We start from the raw sequence: 26176 nt of genomic DNA, 5'->3' as shown, positions 1-26176 counted from the left end.
TCGTGGCAGCATATAAATCTGCAATCCCTACCCGCCGCTTTGATGCGGTAATCGTTGGCGCCGGCGGTTCCGGCATGCGCGCGTCGTTGCAACTGGCTGAAGCCGGCCTGAACGTCGCTGTTTTGTCGAAAGTCTTCCCGACCCGCTCGCACACCGTTGCGGCGCAGGGCGGTATCGGCGCATCGCTCGGCAACATGGCCGAAGACAACTGGTTCTGGCATATGTTTGACACCGTCAAGGGTGGCGACTATCTGGGCGACCAGGATGCCATCGAATTCATGTGCCGCGAAGCACCGAAGGTTGTGTACGAACTGGAACACTTCGGCATGCCTTTCGACCGCAACCCTGACGGCACCATCTACCAGCGTCCTTTCGGCGGCCACACGGCCCACTTCGGCGAAAAGCCGGTGCAGCGCGCTTGCGCGGCAGCCGACCGTACGGGTCATGCCCTGTTGCATACCTTGTACCAGCGCAACGTGCGTGCGCGTACGCACTTCTTCGTCGAATGGATGGCAATCGACCTGATCCGTGACGCCGAAGGCGATGTGATTGGTGTTGTTGCGCTGGAAATGGAAACCGGCGAATGCATGATCCTGGAAGCAAAAACGACGGTGATGGCAACGGGCGGCGCTGGCCGCATCTTCGCCGCGTCGACCAACGCCTTCATTAACACGGGCGACGGCATGGGCATGGCGGCACGTGCAGGCCTGCCGCTGCAAGACATGGAATTCTGGCAGTTCCACCCGACCGGCGTGGCCGGCGCAGGCGTCTTGATCACCGAAGGCGTGCGCGGCGAAGGCGGCATCCTGATCAATAGCGAAGGCGAACGCTTCATGGAGCGCTATGCGCCTACCCTGAAGGATCTGGCACCGCGCGACTTCGTCTCGCGTTCGATGGACCAGGAAATCAAGGAAGGCCGCGGCTGCGGCCCGAACAAGGACCACGTGATGCTGGACCTGCGCCATATCGGCGCCGACACCATCGCCAAGCGCCTGCCATCGATCCTGGAAATCGGCCACAAGTTCGCCAACGTCGACGCCACCAAGGAACCGATTCCTGTCGTGCCGACGATTCACTACCAGATGGGCGGCATCCCAACGAACATCCACGGCCAGGTCGTCACCCCGACCGGTCCGGACAATTCGGCGAAAGTTGTCAACGGCCTGTACGCGATCGGCGAATGCGCCTGCGTTTCCGTGCACGGCGCCAACCGCCTGGGCACGAACTCGCTGCTCGACCTGGTGGTCTTCGGCCGCGCGGCCGGCAACCACATTGTCAACAGCGGCCTGAAAGCCAAGGAAAACAAGCCTTTGCCAGCCGATGCAGCCGACTTTGCCATGGGCCGCCTGGCGCGCCTGGAAAACTCGACCGGCACGGAAACCGTGCAGGGCGTGGCGAACGACATTCGCGCAACGATGCAGAAGTACTGCGGCGTATTCCGTACCGACGAGATGCTGAACAAGGGCGTCGAAGAAATCATGAAGCTCGACGAGCGCCGCAAGCACGTCTCCTTCAAGGATAAATCGATGGTCTTCAACACGGCCCGCGTGGAAGCGCTGGAGCTGGACAACCTGATCGAGACGGCGAAAGCGACCATCGTTTCGGCAGCTGCCCGCAAGGAATCGCGCGGCGCCCACGCCCAGGATGACTACCCGCAACGTGACGACGACAACTGGATGAAGCACACTCTGTGGTATTCGGAAGGCAACCGACTGGAATACAAGCCAGTCGTGACCAAGCCGCTGACGGTTGATACCTTCAAACCGAAACCACGTACTTTCTAAGGCTATACCATGGCACGCACTCTTAAATTCAAAATCTACCGCTACGATCCTGACCAGGATGCCAAGCCGTACATGCAAGACCTGACGGTCGAACTGAAAGACACCGACAAGATGCTGCTCGACGCACTGCAGCGCATCAAGGCGGACGTCGATGACTCGCTGGCCCTGCGCCGCTCGTGCCGCGAAGGCGTGTGCGGTTCGGACGCGATGAACATCAACGGCAAGAATGGCCTGGCATGCACCACCAACCTGAACGAGCTGTCCGAGCCTATCGTGCTGCGTCCGTTGCCAGGTTTGCCGGTCATCCGCGACCTGATCGTCGACATGACGCAATTTTTCAAGCAATACGATTCGATCAAGCCTTTCCTGATCAACGATTCGATCCCGCCTGAAAAAGAACGCCTGCAGTCGCCGGAACAGCGCGAAGAACTCGATGGCCTGTACGAGTGCATCCTGTGCGCGTGCTGCTCCACGTCGTGCCCGTCGTTCTGGTGGAATCCGGACAAATTCGTCGGCCCGGCCGGCCTGCTGCAAGCCTACCGCTTCATCGCCGACTCGCGCGACGAAGCCACCGCTGAGCGTCTGGATAACCTGGAAGACCCGTACCGCCTGTTCCGCTGCCATTCGATCATGAACTGCGTCGACGTCTGCCCGAAAGGGTTGAACCCGAACAAGGCGATCGGCAAGATCAAGGAATTGATGGTCCGCCGCGCGATCTGATTCCCCTGTTCGCGTCCGCCGGGCGCCGTTTGCGGGAAGGGGGTATCCTCTGGCCTGCAGGCGGCGCCTGCAAAGCAGCACCGTGCCGCAAGGCACACGTAAAGTGGTAAACCAAATGACAGAATCAATTTTGTCCTCGCATCAGGCCGACCCGGCCAACCGCGCCCGCCTGCGCTGGCGTTCACGCCGTGGCCTGCTGGAAAACGACATTATCCTGACCCGTTTTCTCGATGCGTATGAAACCGAATTGACCGATGAAGAAGTTGACGCGCTGACGCGTTTGCTGGATTTATCGGACAATGCGTTAATGGATCTGGTACTGGCCCGTAAAGAGCCGGAAGGCGAAGTCGATCTGCCGCATGTGCGCGCACTGCTGCAACGACTGCGCATTGCCTAGACGCCTGGGCGATATATTGCAAACGGTGCGAGTGGCGCGCTGTAGCACTGCCGAATTGCGGTGCGAATTGCAGCCAGAATTTTTGATTTTAATTTCGACTCACTCCCGAGAAGGAAGAGCCCATGAATATCTCTGACACAAAAGCTACCCTGTCGTTCTCCGATGGCAGCCCATCGCTTGAATTTCCAATCTACAAAGGCACGGTTGGTCCGGACGTCGTCGACATCCGCAAACTGTACGCCGGTAGCGGCAAGTTCACCTACGACCCAGGCTTTATGTCGACGGCCGCCTGCAACTCGTCGATCACCTACATCGACGGTGACAAGGGCGAGCTGCTGTACCGTGGTTACCCGATCGAACAGTTGGCCGTTAACGCCGACTTCATGGAATCGTGCTACCTGCTGCTGAACGGCGAATTGCCGAACGCGGCGCAGAAAGCCAAGTTCGTCGATACCGTCACCAAGCACACGATGGTGCACGAACAGATGCAATTCTTCTTCCGTGGCTTCCGCCGCGACGCGCATCCGATGTCGGTCCTGGTGGGCACCGTCGGCGCGCTGGCATCGTTCTACCATGACTCGCTGGACATCAACGACCCGCATCACCGCGAAGTGTCGGCCATCCGCCTGATCGCCAAGATGCCAACCCTGGTCGCCATGACTTACAAGTACTCGGTCGGCCAGCCGTTCGTGTACCCACGCAACGACCTGTCGTACAGCGCCAACTTCATGCACATGATGTTCGCCAATCCGTGCGAAGAGTACAAGGTCAACGACGTGCTGGTGCGCGCCCTGGACCGAATCCTGATCCTGCACGCAGACCACGAGCAAAACGCATCGACTTCGACCGTCCGTCTGGCCGGTTCGTCGGGCGCCAACCCGTTCGCCTGTATCGCTGCCGGTATCGCCTGCCTGTGGGGCCCTGCCCACGGTGGCGCCAACGAAGCGGCACTCAACATGCTCAAGGAAATCGGCACCGTCGAGAACATCCCTGCCTTCATCGAGCAAGTCAAGGACAAGAACTCCGGCGTCAAGCTGATGGGCTTTGGCCACCGTGTGTACAAGAACTTCGATCCACGCGCCAAGCTGATGCGTGAAACCTGCTACGAAGTGCTGCAAGAACTGGGTCTGCAAGACGATCCACTGTTCAAGCTGGCGATGGAACTGGAAAAGATTGCACTGAACGACGACTACTTCGTATCGCGCAAACTGTACCCGAACGTCGACTTCTACTCGGGCATCGTGCAATCGGCGCTGGGCATCCCTGTCTCGCTGTTCACCGGTATCTTCGCCATGGCCCGTACCATCGGCTGGATCGCCCAGTGGAACGAAATGATCGCCGACCCGGAACAGAAAATCGGCCGTCCGCGCCAGCTGTTCGTCGGTGCTACGACCCGCGAAGTACTGCCACTGGACAAGCGCGCCTAAGTTACGGCGCCGTGTTCTTGCCGGGCCTTGCGGCCCGGTGCAAAAAAGCGAGCCGCATGGCTCGCTTTTTTTATGCGCGCCCGGCATGGCCGGCGCAGCGCAAAGCTGCTACGCTGTGTAGCACCACCCAGGAAAGCTAGAAGCAGAACGTGATGAATGAAGAAACATGCGCCCCCAGCGGCGTGGCCCTGAACGACACGGGATTTGGCTATACCTTGTCGCTGATCGGCGGCAAATACAAGATGCTGATCCTGTACGCGCTGGCGGAAAACAAGGTGCTGCGGCACAACGAACTCAAGCGCCATCTCGGCGGCATCGCCTTCAAGACCCTCAGCGTCGTCCTGAAGGAACTGGAAGCCGACGCGCTGATCATCCGCAAGGAATACCCGCAAGTACCGCCCAAGGTTGAATATTTCCTCTCGAGCAAGGGCGTCTCGCTGATCCCCGTACTGCATACCTTGTGCGAGTGGGGTGAGCGGCACCAGCCAGTCTGATACGCAGGCGCGTACTAAAACGGTTTTTTGCGGTCCTGTTGCTTACTTTTCTTACTGTATAGGTAGTAAATGTGCGTACTTGTGAAACATACTCACTATGGCTATGCTGGCTCTGCCTCTGGAGGTGCAATGACGCGCCTCGGGGTAGGGCCCCGGCTCGCCTGCTTTTTTATGCATGCGCGCTGGCGTTCCCATCGACCTGAAAGCAACCATGAAAACCCTCGTTATCGTCTTCCATCCCTCCATCGCCACCTCGGTGGCCAACAAGCGCTGGCTGCAGGAACTGGCGCAGTATCCCGACCGTTACACGATTCATGATGTGCAGCAGGCTTATCCGGATGAAAACATCGATGTGGCGCGCGAGCAGGCGCTGGTGGAGGCGCATGGCAATGTGGTCTTGCAGTTTCCCGTGTACTGGTTCAACTGCCCGCCCTTGCTGAAGCGCTGGCTCGACGCGGTGCTGGCATATGGCTGGGCCTACGGCACGGGCGGCGATGCCTTCAGTGGGAGGAAGGTGGCGCTGGCCGTCACGGCAGGCATCCGCCAGGAAGACTTCACGCCGGAAGGCAAGTGGAACGTCACCATGGCGCAGCTGCTGGCGCCGTTCGATGTCACCCTGGCGTATATCGGCGCCGACAACCGCCGCTTCTTTGCCTTCTATGGCGCGGAAGATGGGCCGAAGGAAGCGGGCTATGCGGACCGGCTGGCGCAAAGCGCGCAAGAGTATCAGCATTTCCTGGCAGCGCTGTAAGGCCGCCGCCTGGGTAAGGCCAGGCGACTGGGCGCAAAAAATAGGGTAGATTGCCATACCTGGTCGCAGGGACCCAACAATGAATGGAGAGCAGCAGATGGACCGCATCACCGCCGCACAAGTATTCGTCGCCATCGCTGAGCGGGGCAGCATGGTGGCTGCCAGCGAGGCGCTCGACATGTCGCGCGCCATGGTGACGCGCTACCTGGCCGAGATGGAGCAGTGGGCGGGGGCGCGCCTCTTGCATCGCACCACGCGCCGTCTGAGCCTGACGGATGCAGGCGAGGCCACTCTGGCGCGCTGCCGCCAGATGCTGGAGGTGGCCGGCGCCATGGCCGTCGCCTCGTCCGAGGGAGTCGACACGCCACACGGCTTGCTGCGCATTAGCTGCTCGCAATCCCTTGCGCAGGCGGCGCTCGCCGGCGCAGTGACCGCTTACCTGCAGCGCTACCCGCGCGCCGCCGTCGACCTGCAGATGGAGAACCGCGCCGTCAATCTGGTGGAGCAGCGCATCGATCTGGCGATCCGCATCACGAATGCGCTCGAACCGAACCTGATCGCGCGCCAGTTGGCCAGTTGCGCTTCGGTGGTGTGCGCCGCACCAGCGTACCTGGCCGCGCATGGCACGCCGCGCCGGGCGGAAGACCTGGCCTTGCATAATTGTCTGACCTATACGTATTTCGGCAAGAGCCTGTGGCAATTCACGCATGCCGGGGAAGCGCTCACTGTCCCCGTCAGCGGCCGCCTGTCGGCGAATGAGTCACTGGTGCTGCTGGTGGCCACGGTGGCGGGGGCTGGCATCGCCATGCAGCCGCGCTATTCGGCCGCGCCGCTGATCGCCAGCGGCCAACTGGTGGAACTCTTGCCAGCTTACGTGCCGCAGGACATGGGCATCTACGGCATCTACACCTCGCGCCAGCACATGTCGCCGCTGTTGCGCACCATGCTCGATTTCCTGGTGGACTGGTTTGCCGGTGATGCCGGGTGGCTGGCGGCCATCGGGGCGCCGGCGTTATCAGTCAGACCACTTGCGCGCCAGCGCCGTGCCGGTGCCAGCAGCGGAATTGTATAAGCGCAACAGTAACGGGCTGCAAGCCCGGGAAAATCAACAACACAGCTTACATTTGCTTGCCAAATAAAATTCAACTAGTGGTTGTTGCGTTACAATACCGCGTGCTATTCTAAATGACGGTATGCAGAATGCTGGCGTAATAAAAAAGCCCTTCCCCCACAACTTGATGTGCAATCCGCTAACCGGTCAGGCCGTGTCGCGGAAGGTTAGATTAACCCGCTAATTCCTCGCGAAGCGCGAAGAAAGGTGAGCAATATATGCAGCAATTAACGACCAACTCCTACCTGTTCGGTGGGAATGCTCCGTACGTGGAAGACTTGTACGAGGCGTATCTGAACAATCCAGGCTCGGTACCCGATAACTGGCGTTCTTACTTCGATGCCATGCAGCACGTGCCTGCCGTCGATGGCACCAACAAGCCTGACGTGGCGCATGCCTCCGTCGTTGCCTCGTTCGCCGAGCGCGCAAAAGCCGGTCCGATTCGCACAGTGAGCGCTTCCTTCGATGTTGAAATGGGCCGCAAGCGCGTCGCCGCCACGCAACTGATCGCCGCTTACCGCTACCTCGGTTCGCACTGGGCCAATCTGGACCCGCTGCAGCGCCAGGAACGTCCGATGATCCCTGAACTCGAGCCGAGCTTCTACGGTTTCAGCGACGCGGACATGGACACCGTGTTCAACATCAGCAATACCTATTTTGGCCCCGAGACTGCCACCCTGCGCGATCTGCTCAACTATCTGCGCGATACCTACACGCGTTCGATCGGCGCCGAATTCATGTACATCTCCGATCCGGCCGAAAAGCGCTGGTTGCAAGAGAAACTGGAATCGATCCGCTCCACCCCGAATTTCACCCCAGAGAAAAAAATCCACATCCTCGACCGCCTGACCGCGGCTGAAGGCCTGGAACGCTATCTGCACACCCGCTACGTGGGCCAGAAGCGCTTCTCCCTGGAAGGTGGCGAAACCTTCATTGCCTCGATGGATGAAACCATCCAGCGCGCCGGCGAAAAAGGCGTGCAGGAAATCGTTATCGGCATGGCCCACCGCGGCCGCCTGAACGTGCTGGTCAACACCCTGGGCAAGGCGCCGCAGGAACTATTCGAAGAATTCGAAGGCAAGCATGGCGATGACCTGCCTGCCGGCGACGTAAAGTACCATCAAGGCTTCTCGTCGGACATCTCCACCGCAGGCGGCCCGGTCCACCTGTCGCTGGCATTCAACCCGTCGCACCTGGAAATCGTCAACCCCGTGGTCGAAGGTTCCGTCAAGGCGCGCATGGATCGCCGCGGCGATGCGCAGGGCGCGCAAGTGCTGCCTATCCTGGTGCACGGCGATGCCGCTTTCGCCGGCCAGGGCGTGGTCATGGAAACGCTGAATCTGGCGCAAACCCGTGGCTACCATACCGGCGGCACGGTGCATATCGTGATCAACAACCAGATCGGTTTCACCACTTCGGATCCGCGCGATGCCCGCTCGACCCTGTACTGCTCGGACGTCGTCAAGATGATCGAAGCACCGGTCCTGCACATCAATGCCGATGATCCGGAAGCCGTGGTGCTGGCGACGCAGATCGCGCTCGACTATCGCATGGAATTCAAGAAGGACATCGTCCTCGACATCATCTGCTACCGTAAGCTTGGCCACAACGAGCAAGATACGCCGGCACTGACGCAGCCACTGATGTACAAGAAGATCGGCCAGCATCCGGGCACCCGCAAGCTGTACGCGGACAAGCTGGTAGCGCAAGGCGTGATCCCTGCCGATGGCGGCGACAAGATGGTGGCCGCTTTCCGCGACGCCATGGACGCCGGCAAGCACACCGTCGATCCGGTCATCTCGAACTTCAAGAACAAGTACGCCGTCGACTGGCTGCCGTTCCTGAACAAGAAATGGACCGATTCGGCCGACACCGCCGTGCCGATGACGGAACTCAAACGCCTGGCCACCCGCATCACCACCGTGCCGGAAGACTTCAAGGTCCACTCGCTGGTTGAAAAAGTACTGGGCGACCGTGGCACCATGGGCCGTGGCGAAATGAACCTGGACTGGGGCATGGGCGAACATCTGGCCTACGCTTCGCTGGTATCGTCCGGTTACGCTATCCGCCTGACGGGCCAGGATGCCGGCCGTGGCACCTTCGTGCACCGCCATGCTGTCTTGCATGACCAGAACCGCGAGCGTTGGGATGCGGGTACCTACATTCCGCTGCAAAACGTCTCGGACAACCAGGCGCCGTTCACCGTCATCGACTCGGTGCTGTCGGAAGAAGCCGTACTGGCCTTCGAATACGGCTACTCGACGGCTGAACCGAACACCCTGACGATCTGGGAAGCCCAGTTCGGCGACTTCGCCAATGGCGCGCAAGTGGTGATCGACCAATTCATCAGCTCCGGCGAAGTGAAGTGGGGCCGCGCTTCGGGCCTGGTCATGATGCTGCCGCACGGTTACGAAGGCCAGGGTCCTGAGCACTCGTCCGCGCGTCCTGAGCGTTTCCTGCAACTGTGCGCAGATAACAACATGCAAGTGGTGCAGCCGACGACGGCTTCGCAGATCTTCCATTTGCTGCGCCGCCAGATGGTGCGCCAGTTCCGCAAGCCGCTGGTCATCCTGACGCCGAAGTCGCTGTTGCGCAACAAGGATGCCGGTTCGCCGCTGACCGACCTGGCCAAGGGCGGTTTCCAGACTGTCATCGGCGAAGTCGACGACAAAATCGACGCCAAGAAAGTCAAGCGCGTGGTCGCCTGCTCGGGCAAGGTCTATTACGACCTGGTCAACGCACGCAAGACCCGTGGCCAGACCGACACGGCCATCGTGCGCCTGGAACAGCTGTATCCGTTCCCGCACAAGTCGTTCGCTGCTGAACTGAAGAAGTTCCCGAATCTGGTCGAAGTGGTCTGGGCGCAGGACGAGCCGCAAAACCAGGGTGCCTGGTTCCAGATCCAGCACAATATCTTCGAAGGCCTGGAATCGGGTCAGCGTCTGGCCTACGCCGGCCGTCCTGCTTCGGCGTCGCCTGCTGTCGGTTACTATGACAAGCACTACGCCCAGCAAAAAGATCTGCTGGAAACGGCATTCTCGAAGCTGAAGGGTTTTATCCTGACCAAGTAAGTGGCAGGAGCTCGCATACATCGTGACGGAGCGCCGCCCTTGCTACGCAAGGGCGGCGCCGCAATAACAAAATAAACGGAGTTTTACATGGCACAAATCGAAGTCAAAGTTCCCCAATTGTCGGAATCGGTCGCAGAAGCGACCTTGCTTGCATGGCACAAAAAAGTCGGCGAGCCAGTCGCGCGCGACGAAAACATGATCGATATCGAAACCGATAAAGTGGTGCTGGAACTGCCAGCGCCGGCCGCTGGCGTGATCGTGCAGATCATCAAGGCTGACGGCGCCACCGTCGTTGCCGGCGAAGTCATCGCCATTATCGATACCGACGGCTCGGCCAAGGTCAGCCCGATGGAAGTGTCGGCCGTTGCCGCACCAGCGCTGGCCGCCGCCGCGCAAGACGCCGCTAGCGCGTCCGCACCAGCTGGCGCAAGCAAAGGCGATGTCGCCATGCCTGCCGCCGCCAAGATCCTGTCGGAAAAAGGCCTGTCCGCTGGCGACGTCGCCGGTTCGGGCAAAGACGGCCGCGTGACCAAGGGCGACGCCCTGGCCGCTTCCGCCAAGCCAGCTGTCGCGCCTCTGGCACCAGCCGCTGCCAAGCCAGCGCTGCAACAAGTTGCCACGCCGTCGGCCGCCAGCCTGGGCGACCGCCCTGAAGAGCGCGTGCCGATGAGCCGCCTGCGCGCGCGTATCGCCGAGCGCCTGCTGCAATCGCAATCGACGAACGCCATCCTGACCACGTTCAATGAAGTGAACATGCAGCCGGTCATCGACCTGCGCAACAAGTACAAGGACAAGTTCGAGAAAGAGCACGGCGTCAAGCTGGGCTTCATGTCCTTCTTCGTCAAGGCCGCCGTCGCTGCCCTGAAAAAGTACCCGATCATCAATGCCTCCGTTGACGGCAACGACATCGTCTACCACGGCTACTTCGACATCGGTATCGCTGTCGGTTCGCCGCGCGGCCTGGTCGTGCCTATCATCCGCAACGCGGACCAGCTGTCGATCGCCGACATCGAGAAAAAAATCGGTGAATTCGGCGCGAAAGCCAAGGAAGGCAAGCTGACCCTGGACGACCTGACGGGCGGCACGTTCTCGATCTCGAACGGCGGCACCTTCGGCTCCATGCTGTCGACCCCGATCATCAACCCGCCGCAATCGGCCATCCTGGGCGTGCATGCGACCAAGGACCGCGCTGTCGTCGAAAACGGCCAGATCGTGGTACGTCCGATGAACTACCTGGCCATGTCCTACGACCACCGCATCATCGACGGCCGCGAAGCCGTCCTGGGCCTGGTGGCAATGAAAGAAGCGCTGGAAGATCCTGCACGCCTGTTGCTGGACCTGTAAGCACTGTAGTCCCCCGGCGTCGCCGCCGGGGCAATGTAGTTGATACCCCTTGCCAGAAGACGCAGCTGGCTGATCTCATTGAAAGAGGATTCCCATGAACGTCTCTGAAGAAATCAAGCGTCTGCACGAGTTGCACCTGGCGGGCGCCCTGAGCGACGCGGAATTCGCGCAAGCGAAAGCCAAGCTCCTGAGCAATATCAACCTGGACAAGCCGGGCAGCACGTCCGGCGCCGATGCCGCCTCCGGCCCGGCGAACGACCTGGTGCAGGAATTCAACCGCCTGCGCCGTTCGCGCAACGACCGCTGGCTTGGCGGCGTCTGCGGTGGACTGGGCCGCGCTTCCGGCATGGAAGCGTGGATCTGGCGCCTCGTCTTCGTCCTGTTTACATTGACCTTCGGCTTCGGCGTGGTGATTTACCTTCTATTGTGGATTTTCGTACCAGACGAAGAGATTGGAATAACAAAACATGAGTACTAAACAATTTGACGTAGTTGTCATCGGCGCGGGCCCTGGCGGCTACATCGCCGCCATCCGCGCAGCGCAGCTGGGCTTTTCCGTCGCCTGCGTCGACGAGTGGTCGAACGCCAAGGGCGGCGCCGCGCCTGGCGGTACTTGCACCAACGTCGGTTGCATCCCGTCGAAAGCGCTGCTGCAATCGTCCGAGCATTTCGAACACGCGGGCCACAGCTTCGCCGAGCACGGCATCGACGTCGCCGGCCTGAAGCTGAACCTGGGCCAGATGCTCAAGCGCAAGGACACGGTCGTCAAGCAAAACAACGACGGCATCCTGTACCTGTTCAAGAAGAACAAGATCGCCTTCTTCCACGGCCGCGCCGCCTTTGCCGCTGCCGCCGCTGGCACGTACGAGATCAGCGTGACGGGTGAAGCCAATGAGACCCTGAGCGCCAAGCACGTGGTCATCGCCACGGGTTCGAACGCGCGCGAACTGCCGGGCGCACCATTCGACGAGAAACTGATCCTGTCGAACACGGGCGCACTGGCCATCGACGCCGTACCAGCCAAGCTGGGCGTCATCGGTGCCGGCGTGATCGGTCTGGAAATGGGCAGCGTCTGGCGCCGCCTGGGTTCCGACGTCACCGTGCTGGAAGGCCTGCCGGTCTTCCTCGGCGCCGTCGACGAGCAGATCGCCAAGGAAGCGTCGAAGCTGTTTATCAAGCAAGGCTTGAAGATCAACCTCGGTTGCAAGATCGGTGCGATCACGCCAGGCAAGAAAGACGTCACCGTGGAATTCGTGGACGCCAAGGGCGAAGCGCAAAAAGCCGTGTTCGACAAACTGATCATCTCGATCGGTCGTACGCCGAACACGAATGGCCTGGGTGCCGATAAAGTCGGCCTGCAGCTGGACGAACGCGGCTTCATCGCCGTCGACGGCGACTGCAAGACCAACCTGCCGAACGTGTGGGCAGTGGGTGACGTCGTGCGCGGCCCGATGCTGGCGCACAAGGCGGAAGAAGAAGGCGTTGCCGTGGCCGAGCGTATCGCCGGCCAGCACGGTCACACCAACTTCAACACGATTCCCTGGGTGATCTACACCTCGCCGGAAATCGCGTGGGTTGGCAAGACCGAGCAAACCCTGAAGGCCGAAGGCATCGCCTACAAGGCCGGTACCTTCCCGTTCATGGCCAACGGCCGTGCGCGCGCGCTGGGCGACACATCGGGCATGGTGAAATTCCTGGCCGATGCGACCACCGATGAAATCCTCGGCGTGCATATCGTCGGCCCGATGGCTTCCGAACTGATTTCCGAAGCCGTCGTGGCGATGGAATTCAAGGCTTCGGCCGAAGACATCGCACGCATCTGCCACGCTCACCCATCCCTGTCGGAAGCGACCAAGGAAGCGGCACTGGCGGTTGACAAGCGCACGTTGAACTTTTAATTGTAGTTAGTCCTTCAGGGGCGCTCGCGGATTTTTTCCGCCGGCGCCCCTGTGCGTTAAAGCGAATCCCATGAACGTAGAAGAGTTTTACCAGCACGCGTTGCAGAAGCGCGATTTCAAGGCCGATGCCGCCCAGCGGCGCGCGGTCGACCGCCTGCAGCTGTGCTATGACGAGTGGGTGGCCTACAAGGGCCAGCGCTCGAGTACCTTCAAGCGCCTGCTGAACCGTCCTGCCGTGCCGAAAGGCGTGTACATGTGGGGTGGCGTGGGGCGCGGTAAATCGTTCCTGATGGACAGTTTTTACTCGGTCGTGCCCCTCGTGCGCAAGACGCGATTGCACTTCCACGAATTCATGCGCGGCGTGCACCAGCAGCTCGATGAGTTGAAAGGCGTGGCCGACCCGTTAGATGAGGTGGCCAAGCGCATCGCCAAGAAATACCGCTTGATCTGTTTCGATGAATTCCACGTCTCCGACATCGCCGATGCGATGATACTGTACAACTTGCTGTCGGCCCTGTTCAACAATGGCGTGTCTTTCATCATGACCTCGAATTACGATCCGGACCTGCTGTATCCGGACGGCCTGCACCGCGACCGCATGCTGCCGACCATCGCGCTGCTCAAGGATAAGCTCGACGTGATGAACGTCGATGCCGGCGTCGATTACCGCGGCCGCGCGCTGGAACAGGTGGAAAGTTACTATACCCCGCTGGGTGCCGCCACCGACAAGGCCTTGCGCGACGCTTACACGCGCATCGCCGAGACGGCGGACGAAGACGCGCGCATCCGCATCGAGAGCCGCGAAATCCATTGCCTGCGCCGCGCCGGCGGCATCATCTGGTTCGATTTCGCCACGCTGTGCGGCGGCCCCCGCTCGCAAAATGATTACCTGGAAATCGCCAGCCGCTTCCATACGGTGATATTGTCCGGCATACCGGCCATGTCGGCGGCGCAGTCGTCCGAAGCGCGCCGCTTTACCTGGCTGATCGACGTATTTTATGACCAGAAGGTCAAGCTGATCATGTCGGCTGAAGTGGCGCCGGACCAGCTATACACGAATGGCATGCTGGCCAACGAGTTTCACCGTACCGTTTCGCGTATCATCGAGATGCAATCGCGCGAATACATGGAAAAAGAACAGCGCGGCGCGGCCGACGCGATCGTTTGATGCAGGGATAATGAACATGATGGCAAATACACTATACAAGCTGGGTGCGGCGCTGGGACTGGCCATGGCATTGTCGGCCTGCGCGCACCAGGGGGCCGCTGCATTGGATGAGGTCGGTGCACCGCAGGTGCCTGCCACCTTGTCTGTGGAAGAAGCGGACGCCAAGCTGAAGCAGGTCGCCAGCGAACGCGAGGCCGCTGAAAACGAGTTCTCCGCGCGCGAACTGGAATGCTACAACAAGTTTTTCGTGAATAACTGCCTGGACCAGGCCAAGGAAAAGCGCCGCTTGGTCCTCGTGCGCCTGCGTGCCGTCGAAGCGGAAGCGAACTACTTCAAGCGCGCCGAGTCCGTGCGCCTGCGCGATATCGACCTGGCCAGGACGCAGGAAAGTGCGCGCCTGGACGCCGAGCAGCGCGCCGCAGCCACGCCCAAGCCCGTGAAGATCGTTGCGCCCGAACCGGCGCCGCCCAAACCGGAAGGCAAGAGCGTTGCCGAGCGCGAGGCTGCGCAAGCGGCGAAGGTGGCGAAACAGGCTGCCGATGACGCTACAGAAGCGCCGCGCCGCGCGGCCCGCGAGGCAGCCTACGCCCGCAAGCAGGCTGACGCCGAGGCGCGCCAGAAGCGCGTGGCGCAACGGCTGGCCGAGCGCCAGGCCGAAGCGCAGGCCAAGGCTGCCAAGGCGGCCGCCGCAGCTGCCAGCACGCCGGCCGTTGCTGTGCCTGTGCCGCCTGCCAATTAACACCACCGTGCGCGGGGCGTGCCCGAAATGGCGTGCCCTAACACGCGCGGCAGGTTAAACTATGCACGCGCCGGCGATGCCGGCGTCTATGGCTGCCTGTGTACGCTGCGCGCGCCGGTTTGACAACACTGTTACCAACACTGCCTGGAACGCAACACATGAGCGATGCACAGCAAATAGAGCGGCGCCTGATAGAACTCAACGTGGAACACCGTGACCTCGATGCCGTCATAGAGTTGCTGATACTCGATGGTCACCATGACGAGCTGCAACTGCGCCGCCTGAAAAAGCGCAAATTGCAATTGAAGGACCACATCACCTTGCTGAAAATGCAATTGGTGCCCGATGTTCCCGCCTGAGGGGCGCCAGTAGCGTCCAGTCCAGCCTACACCTAAGTATATTTTGACCGATCACAATTTATTGCCCGCCAGTTCAGATGACCAGCTTGCCGATCTGCAAGCCAGTCTGCCAGCCGAACCCCAGGCCGCGCCTGGCAAGCACGATGCCGACATCGAGCGCCTGTTTGGCGCCGGCGGCCCGCTCGGTCCGGCCGTGGGCAGCTACAAGCCGCGTCGTTCGCAAACGGAAATGGCCAAGGCCATCGCCCACGCCATCGACAGCCAGACGACTCTGATCGCCGAGGCGGGCACGGGAACGGGCAAAACCTTTGCCTACCTGGTGCCGGCCCTGATGTGGGGCGGCAAGACCATTGTGTCCACCGGCACGAAGAACTTGCAGGATCAATTGTTCCTGCGCGATATACCCACCGTGCGCGCCGCGCTGCAGGCACCCGTTTCCGTCGCCTTGCTCAAGGGGCGCTCGAACTACGTCTGTCATTACCACCTGGAACGCACCCTGCAGAACGGGCGCATGACGTCGCGCGACGACGTCGGGCACTTGCGCGAAATCTCACGCTTCATCAAGATGACCAGTTCGGGCGACAAGGCCGAGCTGGCCAAGGTGCCGGAAAACGCCATGATCTGGAACCTGGTGACGTCCACGCGCGATACCTGCATGGGCGCCGAGTGCCAGTATTACCAGGATTGTTTCGTCATGAAGGCCCGCAAGGAAGCCCAGCAGGCTGACGTGGTGGTGGTCAACCACCATCTGTTCTTTGCCGACGTGGCGCTGAAAGACACGGGTGTGGCGGAATTGCTGCCTTCGGCCAACACCATCATCTTCGATGAAGCGCACCAGTTGCCCGATACGGCGACCTTGTTCTTCGGTAACACGGTGTCGACCTCGCAAATCCTGGAACTGTGCCGCGACGTGCTGGCCGAGGGCCTGGCGCACGCGCGCGGCATCGATTGGGCCAAAACCGTCACGGTGGTGGAAAAGGCGGCGCGCGACCTGCGTCTGACCTTCCCGCAGGATATCGTGCGCCTGTCGTTGCCGCAAATCGCCCCCTCGAGCGATTTTTTCCCCGCGCTCGACACCCTCAAGGATGAGCTTGACGGCATGGTGGCCGTGCTGGAAACCCAGGCGGAACGGGCGGAAACCCTGGAGCAGTGCCGCGTGCGCGGCGTCGAGCTGGCGCAACAGCTGAGCGGCTGGAAGTTCGATCCGAAGGCGAAAGTGGCGGCCGGCGAAGAAGCCGTGTTCTGGGTGGAAGCGTTTTCCAGCTCCTTGCAGTTGCATAAAACACCATTGTCGATTGCGCCGATTTTCAACAACCAGCGCGAAGGCACGCCGCGCAGCTGGATTTTTACTTCCGCCACCCTGGCCGTGAAGAACGACTTCAAGCATTTTTCCGAACAGATGGGCTTGACGGGCGAACCCTCGCACACCTGGCCGAGCCCGTTCGACTATGGCCAGCAAGGCTTGCTGTTCGTGCCGCAAAACCTGCCGCAACCCAATTCGCTGGGCTACACGGATGCCGTCATCGACTGCGCCTTGCCCATCATCGAGGCGGCAGGTGGGCGCACCTTCTTCCTGTGCACCACGTTGCGCGCCGTCAAGCGCGCCGCCGAGCGCCTGGCCGACGAATTCAAGCAGCGGGGCCTGAACTTTCCCCTGTTCGTGCAGGGCGACAAGGGCCGCACGGAATTGCTCGATCAGTTCCGCGCGGCCGGCAATGGTGTGCTGATCGGCAGCCAGAGCTTCTGGGAAGGCGTCGACGTGCGCGGTGATGCCTTGTCTCTGGTGATCATCGACAAGCTGCCGTTCGCGCCGCCCGACGACCCGGTGCTGGCGGCGCGCATCGAAGTGATGGAAAAGCAGGGCAAGAACGGCTTCATGCACCATTCGCTGCCGGAAGCCATCATCAACCTGAAGCAGGGCGCGGGCCGGCTGATCCGCGACGAGGGCGACCGTGGCGTGCTGATGATCTGCGATCCGCGCCTCATTTCCAAGCCGTACGGCAAGCGTATCTGGCAAAGCCTGCCACCGTTCAAGCGCACGCGCGATACTGCCGAAGTGGTGGAGTTCTTCCGCAACCTGCCCGCCAAGGGCGCCTAGCCGTCGTCGCCGGCGCCACCCGCGCGCCGGCGTATTTCCCTTTGTTATCAAGCCACTAGCGCTTCTTGCGCGGCGCCTGCCTGCGCGCCTGGCATGCCAGAACTAAGCGTGATCGCGCCAGTTTCTGGCTTTTTCCCGGAGTTCCAGGACACCAGACACATCTTTGCGCCAGCGCAAACAGGGCTGTTGCCGAGCGGTCTACAGTGAGCGCATGCCTTGCTGGATCAAGGCGCGGCGATGGCAGGGCCGCACGGGGAGGGGGATGCCATGGAGATCCGCTACGGCTGTTTCTTGAGCTACGCGCACGGCCAATATGCGTTCATGAACAAGTTCAAGAATGACCTCATCGAGGCGCTGGCTTGCTATCTGGAGCCGCACCTGGACCGCGAGGAAGTGCTGTTCATCGATAGCGAGCAACTGGGCGGTGGCGACGATATCGACCTGCGCGTGGCGCGCGCCATGTGCCAGAGCGTTTGCATGATCGTGCTGTACACGCCCAAATATGAAGCGCACGGCTATACGCGGCGCGAATTTGCCGCCATGCAACTGATCGAACAGGAGCGGCGCGCCTGGTATGACTTGCCCAGCCACCTGATCATCCCCATCATCATGACGCGCCATCCGGACGGCTTGCCGCCGCAAATCACGGAGTCGGGCCTGTACGTCGACTTCTCCGGCTACACCCTGGCCAGCGGCGACCTGAAGTCGAATCCGCAATACCTGCCCGACATCGAACGCATCGTGCAGCGCATCGCCACGCATTACCACTTGCTCAAGCGCTCAACACCGCCCGGCCACGATTGCAGCCGTTTCGTGTTGCCCGCTATTCCACCGGAGTGGCGCGCCATTCCGCCTCCGCACTTTCCACGTTAGTTCACGTAAAAGGTCCTGTCATGGAATGCCAGCGCCTGTCCCTGCCACCTTTGAGCGCCCCTGGCGAAGTCGTCACCTTCTATTCCTACAAGGGCGGCACCGGTCGCACCATGGCCCTGTCGAACATCGCCGTGCTGCTGGCGCGCCGCGAAAACGCCAGCGTGCCCGTGCTGATGCTGGACTGGGACATGGAAGCGCCGGGCCTGCACCATTATTTCGAGCAGCACGAGGAGCGACCTGGCGTGCTCGAGTTCTTCGAGGCGTGTCGCCAGCAGCTCGAGCGCATCCGACTGGAAACGGCGGGCGCGCGCGCCGGCGGGCAAGAGGCGGGGCGCGAGGATGCGGCGCTGGCCCAGCGCGTGCTCGACGCCATCGACTGGCAGCAGTACGTGGTGCGCGTCGACCAGGGCAGTCCACTGTATCTGATGCGCGCGGGGCGCTTCGACGCCAGCTACAGCGAGCGCCTGGCGCAGATGCGCTGGGATCGGCTGTTCGACAGCTGCCCGGCACTGTTCCGCTGCTTCGCCGATACCCTGGCCCGGCATTTCCGCTATGTGCTGGTCGATTCGCGCACGGGCCGCACGGACAGCGCCGGCATCTGCACCACCTTGCTGCCGAAAAAGCTGGTGGTGGTCTTCACGCCTAACAGGCAAAGTCTCGAAGGCGTCGATGCGCTCGTCACGCGGGCCATCGAGTATCGCCGCAGCCATGAAGACGAACAGCGTCCCTTGCTCGTGTACCCCTTGCCCTCGCGCATAGAAATGGGCGATGGTGCGCAGCGGGCCGAGTGGCGCCGCGGCGACGCGCACAAGGGCATCGCCGGTTTTCAGCCCCTGTTCGAGCGCCTGCTGCGCGCCTCCTACGGCTTGCCGCAGATCGCCCTCGACAGCTATTTCGACGAAGTCCAGCTGCAACAGACGAAAACCTTTGCCTATGGCGAGCAGCTGGCCGTACGCATCGACCAGGGCGGCGACCGCTTTTCCCTCACGCGCACCTTCGAAGCCTTCCTGCACTGGCTGACGGGCGGCTATTTCCCCTGGCAGTCGAGCCGTGAAATCGCCTTGCTGGGCGCCATCAGCGAAGCGCGCCAGGCCTTGCTGCTCGAGCCGGGCCGCGCCGTTGCCCTGCCGCTGGCGCGCGACCTGGCCTGTCTGGGCGAGCTGTACCGCAAGGATGGGCGCAGCGGGCAGGCGCTCGATGCCTTCCGCCAGAGCGTCGAGATCCGCGTGCAGCTGCTGGGCGAAGAGCATCCCGACAGCCTGGCGTGCAAGAGTGGCATGGCGCGCCTGCTGCGCCAGCTGGGCAAGCTCGATGAAGCCCGCTTCCTGGAAGAAGACGTGCTCGACGTACGCGAGCGCGTGCTTGGCAGCGACCATTTCGACACCCTGGCCGCCCGGGCCTGCCTGGCGCAAACCTTGTTGCTGCAGGGGGAACTGGCGGCGGCGCTGCTGCTGCAGGATGCAGTGCTGGCAAGCTATGCGCGCCAGTTGGGCGGCGAGCATCCGCTGACCCTGGAAGCGATGGATGGTCGCGCCGCCACCTTGCTGCGCATGGGCCGGCTGGCGCAGGCGCAGCAAGTGCTGCTCACGGTGGTGGCGGCGCGCGAACGCCTGTTTGGCGCCGAGCATGGCGATACCTTGCGCAGCAAGCTGGCCCTGGCGCAGGCGCTGGGGCGCGAAGGCGAGCTGGAAGCTGCGCGGCGCCTGTTCGTTGCCGTGCTGCAGGCACAGGAGCGGCGCCTGGGCAGCGACCATGCGGCCACCCTGGCCACGCGCGATTTGCTGGCCGACATCGTGGCCGGGCAGGGCGACTGGGCCGGCGCACGCCAGTTGCATGAAGACCAGGTGGCGGCGCGCGAGCGCACGCGCGGGCTCGACCATCCGGAAACCCTGATGAGTCAGCGCAAGCTGGCCGAGGCGCTGCTGCGGCGCGGTGAACTCGATGCGGCGCGCAGCGTGCAAGAGCAGGTGCTGGAAGTGCATGCGCGTCTGCTGGGCGAAGACCACCTCGATACCTTGCACAGCAAGACGCAATTGGCCGGCACCTTGCAGCAGCAGGGCGAGAGCGAGGCGGCGCACCGGCTGGAAGACGCCGTGCTCAGCGGCAGCGACCGGCTCTTGAATGCGCCCGTCACCCGGCATGTGGAGAGCGTGCTGGACGGTGCGCGGCATTTGCAGGAAACCATCCTCGCCGGCCGCGCCAACGGGCACGAAGGGGCCGAGCCGGATACCCTGGCCAGCATGATCTCGATGTTGCAAGGCATGATAGAGCGCGACCAGTATGCGCAGGCGGGCGAACTGGCCGACCATTTGAAGCCCTGCCTGCTGCGCCCCGGCGTGCCAGGCAAGTTGCGCAGGCGCGGCATGGCACAGCTAAAAAGAATGTACAAATTGCAAGGCGACCTGAATGCCTTGCTGGCCTTGCAAGAAGATGAAGTGCAGGCGCTGGAAGGGGCGTTATCTGAGGCGCGCATCGAGCAGCGCTGACGCCGCATGCCATGGCCTCGCGGCGGCACAAATATTGCCGACTATCAGCGTGCGGTACGCGCAGTGTTGGCATTGCTTCAGGTAAAATCTCGGTATGAGAATTCTTATCAGTAACGACGACGGTTACCTGGCGCCTGGCCTTGCGGCCCTGGCCGACGCGCTCGCGCCCATTGCCGAGATTGTCGTGGTAGCGCCTGACAGCAACCGTTCGGGGGCCTCCAATTCGCTGTCCCTGGACCGGCCCTTGTCCGTGCACAAGGCTGCCAACGGCTTTTATTTTGTTAACGGCACGCCCACCGACTGCGTGCACGTGGCGCTCACGGGCATGCTGATCGAGCGCCCCGACCTGGTGGTGTCCGGCATCAACAACGGCCCCAACATGGGCGACGACACCCTGTATTCGGGTACCGTGGCCGCTGCCACGGAAGGCTATCTGTTCGGCATTCCCGCCATCGCCTTTTCCCAGTCGCAGTTCGGCTGGGCCAACCTGGACGCGGCCGCCCGCGTGGCGAGGGAAATCGTCGAGCGCCAGTTTGACGCCCTGCAGAAACCGTATTTATTGAATGTGAATATCCCCGCCATCCCTTACGAGCAATTGCAAGGCATGGTGGCCACGCGCCTGGGCAAGCGTCATTCGGCCGAGCCCGTGATACGCGCGCTCGATCCGCGGGGTCGTGAAATTTTCTGGATCGGCCCCGCCGGCGCCGCCAAGGAAGGCGGCCCGGGCACGGACTTCCATGCGGTTGAACATGGGCAAGTGTCGATCACGCCGCTGCAGATCGACCTGACGCATGCCACCCAACTCGATGCACTGGCAAAAGGCCTGGCATGACCGATAAGCCGCGTACTTTTCCCCTTTCCCTCGACTCGTTGGCCGGCAAGCCCGCCAGGCCGGGTGGGGGGCAGTCGCTGGCCCAGTCGCGCATCGCCACGCCGCAGACGGCGACGCAGAATGCGGCGCAAAACGCGGCGCGGGGGATTGCGCAGCCGTATGGCACGCACGCGGCCATCACGCCATCGCGCGCGCAGGCCATCGCCAATGAGCGGGCGCAGCCGGCGGTGGTGTCGCCGCCACGGCAAAATCCGCTCGTTTCGGAGGCCGTGCGCCGGGCCATGGTGGCGCGTGTCGCGAAACAGGGCGTCAAGGACCAGGTGGTGCTCGACGCCATGCAAGCCGTGCCGCGCCACATGTTCATGGACGAGGCGCTGGCGTCGCAGGCGTATATCGACGCCTCCTTGCCCATCGGCCACCACCAGACTATTTCGCAGCCGTACATCGTGGCGCGCATGATCGAAGTGATGCGCCAGGGCGGCAGCTTGCAGCGCGTGCTGGAAATCGGCACCGGCTGCGGTTACCAGGCTGCCGTGCTGTCGCTGGTGGCGAAAGAGGTGTATTCGATCGAGCGCATCCGGCCCCTGCACGAGCTGGCGAAGGCCAATCTGCGCCCGCTGCGCGTGTCAAATCTGCGCTTGCAGTACGGAGATGGTATGCTTGGCCTGCCGCAGGCGGCGCCCTTCGATGGGATCATCCTTGCCGCAGCCGGCCCGGAAGTCCCGCAAGCCTTGCTGGAACAGCTGGCGCCCGGCGGGCGTCTGGTTGCGCCGGTGGGGGCTAAATTGCAACACTTACAACTCATTACCCGGGTGGGGAAAATGGAATGGACTAGCCAAACCCTGGAAGATTGCCATTTCGTACCTTTGCGCCCGGGCACCATATGATCCCCGGATCAGCTAGCAAGCAGGACATACAATTACATGCGAATGATTAAGAAAAGTAACGTACTTCTATGTAGCATCACTTTGGCCGCGCTGTTGAGCGGTTGCGGCACCACGGGCGTCCAGGCGCCCGTCGTGGAACGCCATCCATCGAGCAGCAGTGCCGCCGCCAGCGATCCGCGCGACCGCGACCCGGCCTATTACACGGTCAAGCGCGGCGACACCCTGTTGCGCATCGCCCTCGAGTACGGCCAGAATTACCGCGACCTGGTGGTGTGGAATGACTTGAGCAACCCGAACGACATCAAGGTCGACCAGGTGCTGCGCGTGTTGCCGCCGAATGGAGACACGGGCGGCGCGCAAACGTCGGCCATCGTCATGCCGCCAGTGACGGAAGTCAAGCCGGCGGCACCTGTCGTGCCGAAGAAAACAGGCCCACGCGGCGAGAAGCGCGCGTATTCCGACGCCACCCTGGCCGAGCTGCGCGCCGATGGCGGCAGCACCGACGCCAAGCCTGCGCCGGCCCCGGCTGCAGCCGCCGCACCGGCCGCAGCAGCAGCAGCCCCGGCGGCCTCGGCGCCTGGCGACGAGAAGATCAGCTGGATGTGGCCTTCCGAAGGCAAGGTCATCGGCACTTTTGACGAAGGCAAGAACAAGGGCGTCGATATCGCCGGCAAGGCGGGCCAGCAGGTCGTGGCCGCCGGCGCGGGAAAAGTCATGTATGCCGGGAGCGGAATCCGTGGTTATGGTAATCTTGTCATCGTGAAGCACAGTAATAGTTTATTGTCGGCGTATGCGCATAACCGCAGCATCCTGGTGAAGGAAGGCCAGAACGTCAACAAAGGCCAGGCGATCGCTGAAATGGGCGATTCCGATGCCGACCGCGTGAAGCTGCACTTTGAAATCCGCCAGCAGGGCAAGCCTGTCGATCCTTCGAAATTCCTGCCTAACCGTTAGGTAAAGCAATGACACACGCGCCGCACGATCAGCTGGACGATGAGCCGGAACTGCCGGAAGACGGGGTCGACGAAGTCGTGACGGACGATGCCGGCGAACTCGACGGCGTTGATGCCGTCGACGCGGGCGAGGGCGGCGAGGTGGCCAGCGTCAGCGTGCTGGTCGAAAGTGTCGATGAATTGAAAAAAGTGCTGGCCGCCGAGCTGTCGACCGATACCACGCAGCACTATCTGAACCAGATCGGTACGCGCCCCCTGCTGACGGCGGCGCAAGAGGTGCATTACGCCACCCTCGCCAAGCAGGGCAATTTCGAAGCCCGGCAAACCATGATCGAGCACAACCTGCGTCTGGTCGTGTCGATCGCCAAGCATTACATCAACCGCGGCGTGGTCTTGCTCGACATGATAGAGGAGGGCAACATCGGTCTGATGCGGGCCATCGACAAGTTCGAGCCCGAACGCGGTTTCCGCTTTTCCACCTACGCCACCTGGTGGATACGCCAGAGCATAGAGCGCGCCATCATGAACCAGGCGCGCACGGTGCGTTTGCCCGTGCACATGGTGCGCGAACTGAATCAAATTTTGCGCGGCAAATACCACCTGGAAGCCCAGCACCACGATGGCAAGGATGCCACTGCGGAAGACATCGCCCACCTGGTGGGCCGTCCCGTGGAAGAGGTACAGGATATCCTGGCCCTGTCCGAGCATGCCACTTCGCTCGACGCGCCGCTCGACAACGACCCGCAATCGTCGCTGATGGATATGTTGCCCGGCGCCAGCGAAGACAGTCCCGACGCGCGTGCCGAACACCACGAGATGACGGTGCTGGTGCGCGACTGGCTGACCAAACTGCCCGACAAGCAACGCGTGGTGATCATGCGCCGTTTCGGCCTGGACAATGACGACCCGGCCACCTTGGAAACCCTGGCCGAGGAAATGGGCGTAACGCGCGAGCGCGTGCGCCAGATCCAGCAGGAAGCCTTGATCAAGCTCAAACGGGCGATGGCCGCACGCGGCGTCGTGCGCGACTCCTTACTGTAAGGCACCCTGTCCCGGTATTTCCGGGGCCGCATCTGCTATCATACGCCCCGCTCGCGGCGCCTGACCTTTCCCCTATTCTTTCAAGTTCCAGCGCGGCCTTGCATCCTGGCCCACTCTTACCTATTGATCGCTATGCAAGAAAATATCATCGAAATCAAATCGCTCGACATGGACGCCCGTGGCGTTGGCCATATTGAGAACGAAGACGGCTCGCCGGGCAAGGTCGTGTTTGTCGAAGGCGCGCTGCCGGGCGAGCGCGTCAGCTTTGTGACGTTCAAGAAAAAGAAGAACTGGGAAATGGCCCGCATGACGGCGCTGCACCGCGAATCGTCCATGCGCGTGACGCCCAAGTGCAAGCATTTCGACAATTGCGGCGGCTGCTCGATGCAGCACCTGGAGCCATCGGCGCAGGTGGCGATCAAACAGCGCGTGCTGGAAGACAACCTGTGGCATATCGGCAAGGTGCGTCCGCAAAGCATCATGCGTCCCATGTATGGCCCGACCTGGGGCTACCGTTATCGCGCGCGCCTGTCGGTGCGCCACGTCAAGAAGAAAGACGCCGTGCTGGTGGGTTTCCATGAAAAGAAATCGGCATTCGTTGCCGACATGGATAGCTGTGAAATCTTGCCGCCGCACATCTCCGCCATGCTGCTGCCCCTGCGTGCGTTGATTGGTTCGCTGTCCATCTTCGACCAGATGCCGCAGATCGAACTGGCCGTGGGTGAAGACGTCACCGCCATGGTCTTGCGCATCATGGCGCCGCTCACGGCAGACGATGAAACGAAATTGAAGGCCTTTGCCGACGAATACGGCGTGCAATGGTGGTTGCAGGTGAAAGGCCCGGAAACGGCCGTGCCGTTCTATCCGCTCGACAAGCAATTGCATTATTTGCTGCCCGAGTTCGGCGTTAAGATGCCGTTCAAGCCTGTCGATTTTACCCAGGTGAACCACCACATCAACCGCGTGCTGGTGTCGAAAGCCCTGCGCCTGCTGGAAGTGCAGCCGACCGACCGCGTGGCCGACCTGTTCTGCGGCCTGGGCAATTTCACCTTGCCGCTGGCCACGCAAGGCAGCGCAGTGGTGGGTATCGAAGGCAGCACCACCCTGACGGAGCGGGCGCTGGAAAATGCGCTGGCCAATGGCCTGGCGGAAAAAACCTCGTTCTCGACGCGCAACCTGTTCGAAGTGACGACGGACGACCTGATCGCCCTGGGCAAGTTTGACCGCATTCTCGTCGACCCGCCGCGCGATGGCGCCATGGCCCTGTGCCAGGCGCTGGTCGGCCTGTCGCAGGTGCGTCCTGACCTGCTGCCGAAACGCATCGTGTACGTGTCCTGCAGCCCGTCGACCCTGGCGCGCGACGCCGGCATCCTGGCGCTGGAAGCGGGCTATGTGCTGAGCAAGGCGGGCGTGGTCAACATGTTCCCGCATACCTCGCACGTGGAGTCGATGGCGGTATTTGATTTGCCTCAATAAGTCTGCCTTGCGCGGCGGGTGGCCAGGCAGGCACCCGCCGCTGCCGTATTTAACGGCACGGCACGCTACCCCAATACCACTTGCAGCGAGTTATAAAACTGGTCTGTATTTCCCTCTTCAAGCGTCTTTTTTCATTCTCCCCCTGTGTTTTTTCATTGTCCAGTAGGACAACACGCCAGTCGCCGTTGCCGCCGCGCTTTTCGCGCGAAGTGGTATTGCCCACTTTGAGTCCACTTCAAAACCACTTGACCGCCTATTTTTTCGGCA

General features: G+C 61.8%; 22 protein-coding genes. All 22 read left to right on the top strand.

From position 1 onward, the window contains the following. Nucleotides 1–2: 2 nt before the first annotated feature. Complete coding sequence (gene sdhA, locus K0F85_RS02830; RefSeq protein ID WP_219114435.1) at nt 3–1784, top strand: succinate dehydrogenase flavoprotein subunit; 1782 nt, start codon at nt 3–5, stop codon at nt 1782–1784. A 9-nt stretch (nt 1785–1793) separates the two neighbouring features. Beyond that, nucleotides 1794–2504, top strand: coding sequence for a succinate dehydrogenase iron-sulfur subunit (locus K0F85_RS02825; RefSeq protein WP_219114434.1), 711 nt, complete (start codon nt 1794–1796; stop codon nt 2502–2504). Nucleotides 2505–2619: 115 nt separating this feature from the next. After that, nucleotides 2620–2901 (top strand): succinate dehydrogenase assembly factor 2, encoded by a 282-nt coding sequence (locus K0F85_RS02820; protein ID WP_034752073.1) that lies wholly within the window; start codon nt 2620–2622, stop codon nt 2899–2901. 122 nt (nt 2902–3023) lie between these two features. Then, entirely contained in the window at nt 3024–4328 is a 1305-nt protein-coding gene (gene gltA, locus K0F85_RS02815; protein WP_219114433.1) for a citrate synthase, read from the top strand. 152 nt (nt 4329–4480) lie between these two features. Next, nucleotides 4481–4822, top strand: coding sequence for a helix-turn-helix domain-containing protein (locus tag K0F85_RS02810; protein ID WP_219114432.1), 342 nt, complete (start codon nt 4481–4483; stop codon nt 4820–4822). Between the two features lie 211 nt (nt 4823–5033). Beyond that, entirely contained in the window at nt 5034–5573 is a 540-nt protein-coding gene (locus K0F85_RS02805) for an NAD(P)H-dependent oxidoreductase (protein ID WP_219114431.1), read from the top strand. Nucleotides 5574–5670: 97 nt separating this feature from the next. Next, nucleotides 5671–6645: a LysR family transcriptional regulator gene (locus tag K0F85_RS02800; RefSeq protein WP_257572480.1), complete on the top strand. Its 975-nt coding sequence runs from the start codon at nt 5671–5673 to the stop codon at nt 6643–6645. Nucleotides 6646–6902: 257 nt separating this feature from the next. Further along, a complete protein-coding gene (locus tag K0F85_RS02795; RefSeq protein ID WP_219114430.1) occupies nt 6903–9755 on the top strand; it encodes a 2-oxoglutarate dehydrogenase E1 component in 2853 nt (950 codons plus the stop codon). Nucleotides 9756–9842: 87 nt separating this feature from the next. After that, the gene (gene odhB, locus K0F85_RS02790; protein WP_219114429.1) at nt 9843–11099 is read left to right on the top strand and encodes a 2-oxoglutarate dehydrogenase complex dihydrolipoyllysine-residue succinyltransferase; all 1257 of its coding nucleotides are present in this window, start codon (nt 9843–9845) and stop codon (nt 11097–11099) included. Nucleotides 11100–11193: 94 nt separating this feature from the next. Further along, nucleotides 11194–11577, top strand: coding sequence for a PspC domain-containing protein (locus K0F85_RS02785; RefSeq protein ID WP_219114428.1), 384 nt, complete (start codon nt 11194–11196; stop codon nt 11575–11577). Then, complete coding sequence (lpdA, locus tag K0F85_RS02780) at nt 11567–12997, top strand: dihydrolipoyl dehydrogenase (RefSeq protein ID WP_219114427.1); 1431 nt, start codon at nt 11567–11569, stop codon at nt 12995–12997. The genes K0F85_RS02785 and lpdA overlap by 11 nt, the downstream gene beginning before the upstream one ends. Before the next feature lie 70 nt (nt 12998–13067). Then, complete coding sequence (gene zapE, locus K0F85_RS02775) at nt 13068–14165, top strand: cell division protein ZapE (RefSeq protein WP_219114426.1); 1098 nt, start codon at nt 13068–13070, stop codon at nt 14163–14165. Nucleotides 14166–14181: 16 nt separating this feature from the next. Next, nucleotides 14182–14904, top strand: coding sequence for a hypothetical protein (locus K0F85_RS02770; protein ID WP_257572479.1), 723 nt, complete (start codon nt 14182–14184; stop codon nt 14902–14904). Nucleotides 14905–15062: 158 nt separating this feature from the next. After that, entirely contained in the window at nt 15063–15263 is a 201-nt protein-coding gene (locus K0F85_RS02765) for a YdcH family protein (protein WP_034752051.1), read from the top strand. 61 nt (nt 15264–15324) lie between these two features. Next, the gene (locus K0F85_RS02760) at nt 15325–17361 is read left to right on the top strand and encodes an ATP-dependent DNA helicase (protein ID WP_374198632.1); all 2037 of its coding nucleotides are present in this window, start codon (nt 15325–15327) and stop codon (nt 17359–17361) included. 267 nt (nt 17362–17628) lie between these two features. Further along, nucleotides 17629–18234 (top strand): toll/interleukin-1 receptor domain-containing protein, encoded by a 606-nt coding sequence (locus tag K0F85_RS02755; protein WP_035820738.1) that lies wholly within the window; start codon nt 17629–17631, stop codon nt 18232–18234. Between the two features lie 20 nt (nt 18235–18254). Next, a complete protein-coding gene (locus K0F85_RS02750) occupies nt 18255–20720 on the top strand; it encodes a tetratricopeptide repeat protein (RefSeq protein WP_219114424.1) in 2466 nt (821 codons plus the stop codon). A 94-nt stretch (nt 20721–20814) separates the two neighbouring features. Beyond that, nucleotides 20815–21552, top strand: coding sequence for a 5'/3'-nucleotidase SurE (gene surE / locus K0F85_RS02745; RefSeq protein WP_219114423.1), 738 nt, complete (start codon nt 20815–20817; stop codon nt 21550–21552). Beyond that, entirely contained in the window at nt 21549–22439 is an 891-nt protein-coding gene (locus K0F85_RS02740; protein WP_219114422.1) for a protein-L-isoaspartate(D-aspartate) O-methyltransferase, read from the top strand. The genes surE and K0F85_RS02740 overlap by 4 nt, the downstream gene beginning before the upstream one ends. Nucleotides 22440–22481: 42 nt before the next feature. Further along, nucleotides 22482–23393 carry a peptidoglycan DD-metalloendopeptidase family protein gene (locus K0F85_RS02735; protein ID WP_219114507.1) on the top strand — a complete coding sequence of 304 codons (912 nt, stop codon included), beginning with the start codon at nt 22482–22484 and terminating at the stop codon, nt 23391–23393. An 8-nt stretch (nt 23394–23401) separates the two neighbouring features. Beyond that, a complete protein-coding gene (gene rpoS / locus K0F85_RS02730; RefSeq protein WP_219114421.1) occupies nt 23402–24433 on the top strand; it encodes an RNA polymerase sigma factor RpoS in 1032 nt (343 codons plus the stop codon). 132 nt (nt 24434–24565) lie between these two features. Beyond that, nucleotides 24566–25909, top strand: a complete 1344-nt coding sequence (gene rlmD / locus K0F85_RS02725; RefSeq protein WP_219114420.1) for a 23S rRNA (uracil(1939)-C(5))-methyltransferase RlmD — start codon at nt 24566–24568, stop codon at nt 25907–25909. Nucleotides 25910–26176 lie beyond the last annotated feature (267 nt).

The organism is Janthinobacterium sp. UMAB-56, assembly GCF_900095265.1.
GTDB lineage: Bacteria > Pseudomonadota > Gammaproteobacteria > Burkholderiales > Burkholderiaceae_D > Janthinobacterium.
The sequence above is the reverse complement of the archived record's forward strand: the minus strand, read 5'-3'. Positions and strand labels throughout refer to the sequence as shown.

Coding starts and splice junctions, on each gene's coding strand:
- K0F85_RS02770 (WP_257572479.1), top strand. CDS start 14,182: ATGATGGCAAATACACTATACAAGCTGGGTGCGGCGCTGGGACTGGCC.
- K0F85_RS02735 (WP_219114507.1), top strand. CDS start 22,482: ATGATTAAGAAAAGTAACGTACTTCTATGTAGCATCACTTTGGCCGCG.
- rpoS (WP_219114421.1), top strand. CDS start 23,402: ATGACACACGCGCCGCACGATCAGCTGGACGATGAGCCGGAACTGCCG.
- K0F85_RS02755 (WP_035820738.1), top strand. CDS start 17,629: ATGGAGATCCGCTACGGCTGTTTCTTGAGCTACGCGCACGGCCAATAT.
- odhB (WP_219114429.1), top strand. CDS start 9,843: ATGGCACAAATCGAAGTCAAAGTTCCCCAATTGTCGGAATCGGTCGCA.
- K0F85_RS02785 (WP_219114428.1), top strand. CDS start 11,194: ATGAACGTCTCTGAAGAAATCAAGCGTCTGCACGAGTTGCACCTGGCG.
- K0F85_RS02750 (WP_219114424.1), top strand. CDS start 18,255: ATGGAATGCCAGCGCCTGTCCCTGCCACCTTTGAGCGCCCCTGGCGAA.
- surE (WP_219114423.1), top strand. CDS start 20,815: ATGAGAATTCTTATCAGTAACGACGACGGTTACCTGGCGCCTGGCCTT.
- K0F85_RS02740 (WP_219114422.1), top strand. CDS start 21,549: ATGACCGATAAGCCGCGTACTTTTCCCCTTTCCCTCGACTCGTTGGCC.
- K0F85_RS02820 (WP_034752073.1), top strand. CDS start 2,620: ATGACAGAATCAATTTTGTCCTCGCATCAGGCCGACCCGGCCAACCGC.
- K0F85_RS02805 (WP_219114431.1), top strand. CDS start 5,034: ATGAAAACCCTCGTTATCGTCTTCCATCCCTCCATCGCCACCTCGGTG.
- zapE (WP_219114426.1), top strand. CDS start 13,068: ATGAACGTAGAAGAGTTTTACCAGCACGCGTTGCAGAAGCGCGATTTC.
- K0F85_RS02810 (WP_219114432.1), top strand. CDS start 4,481: ATGAATGAAGAAACATGCGCCCCCAGCGGCGTGGCCCTGAACGACACG.
- rlmD (WP_219114420.1), top strand. CDS start 24,566: ATGCAAGAAAATATCATCGAAATCAAATCGCTCGACATGGACGCCCGT.
- gltA (WP_219114433.1), top strand. CDS start 3,024: ATGAATATCTCTGACACAAAAGCTACCCTGTCGTTCTCCGATGGCAGC.
- K0F85_RS02765 (WP_034752051.1), top strand. CDS start 15,063: ATGAGCGATGCACAGCAAATAGAGCGGCGCCTGATAGAACTCAACGTG.
- K0F85_RS02800 (WP_257572480.1), top strand. CDS start 5,671: ATGGACCGCATCACCGCCGCACAAGTATTCGTCGCCATCGCTGAGCGG.
- lpdA (WP_219114427.1), top strand. CDS start 11,567: ATGAGTACTAAACAATTTGACGTAGTTGTCATCGGCGCGGGCCCTGGC.
- K0F85_RS02825 (WP_219114434.1), top strand. CDS start 1,794: ATGGCACGCACTCTTAAATTCAAAATCTACCGCTACGATCCTGACCAG.
- K0F85_RS02795 (WP_219114430.1), top strand. CDS start 6,903: ATGCAGCAATTAACGACCAACTCCTACCTGTTCGGTGGGAATGCTCCG.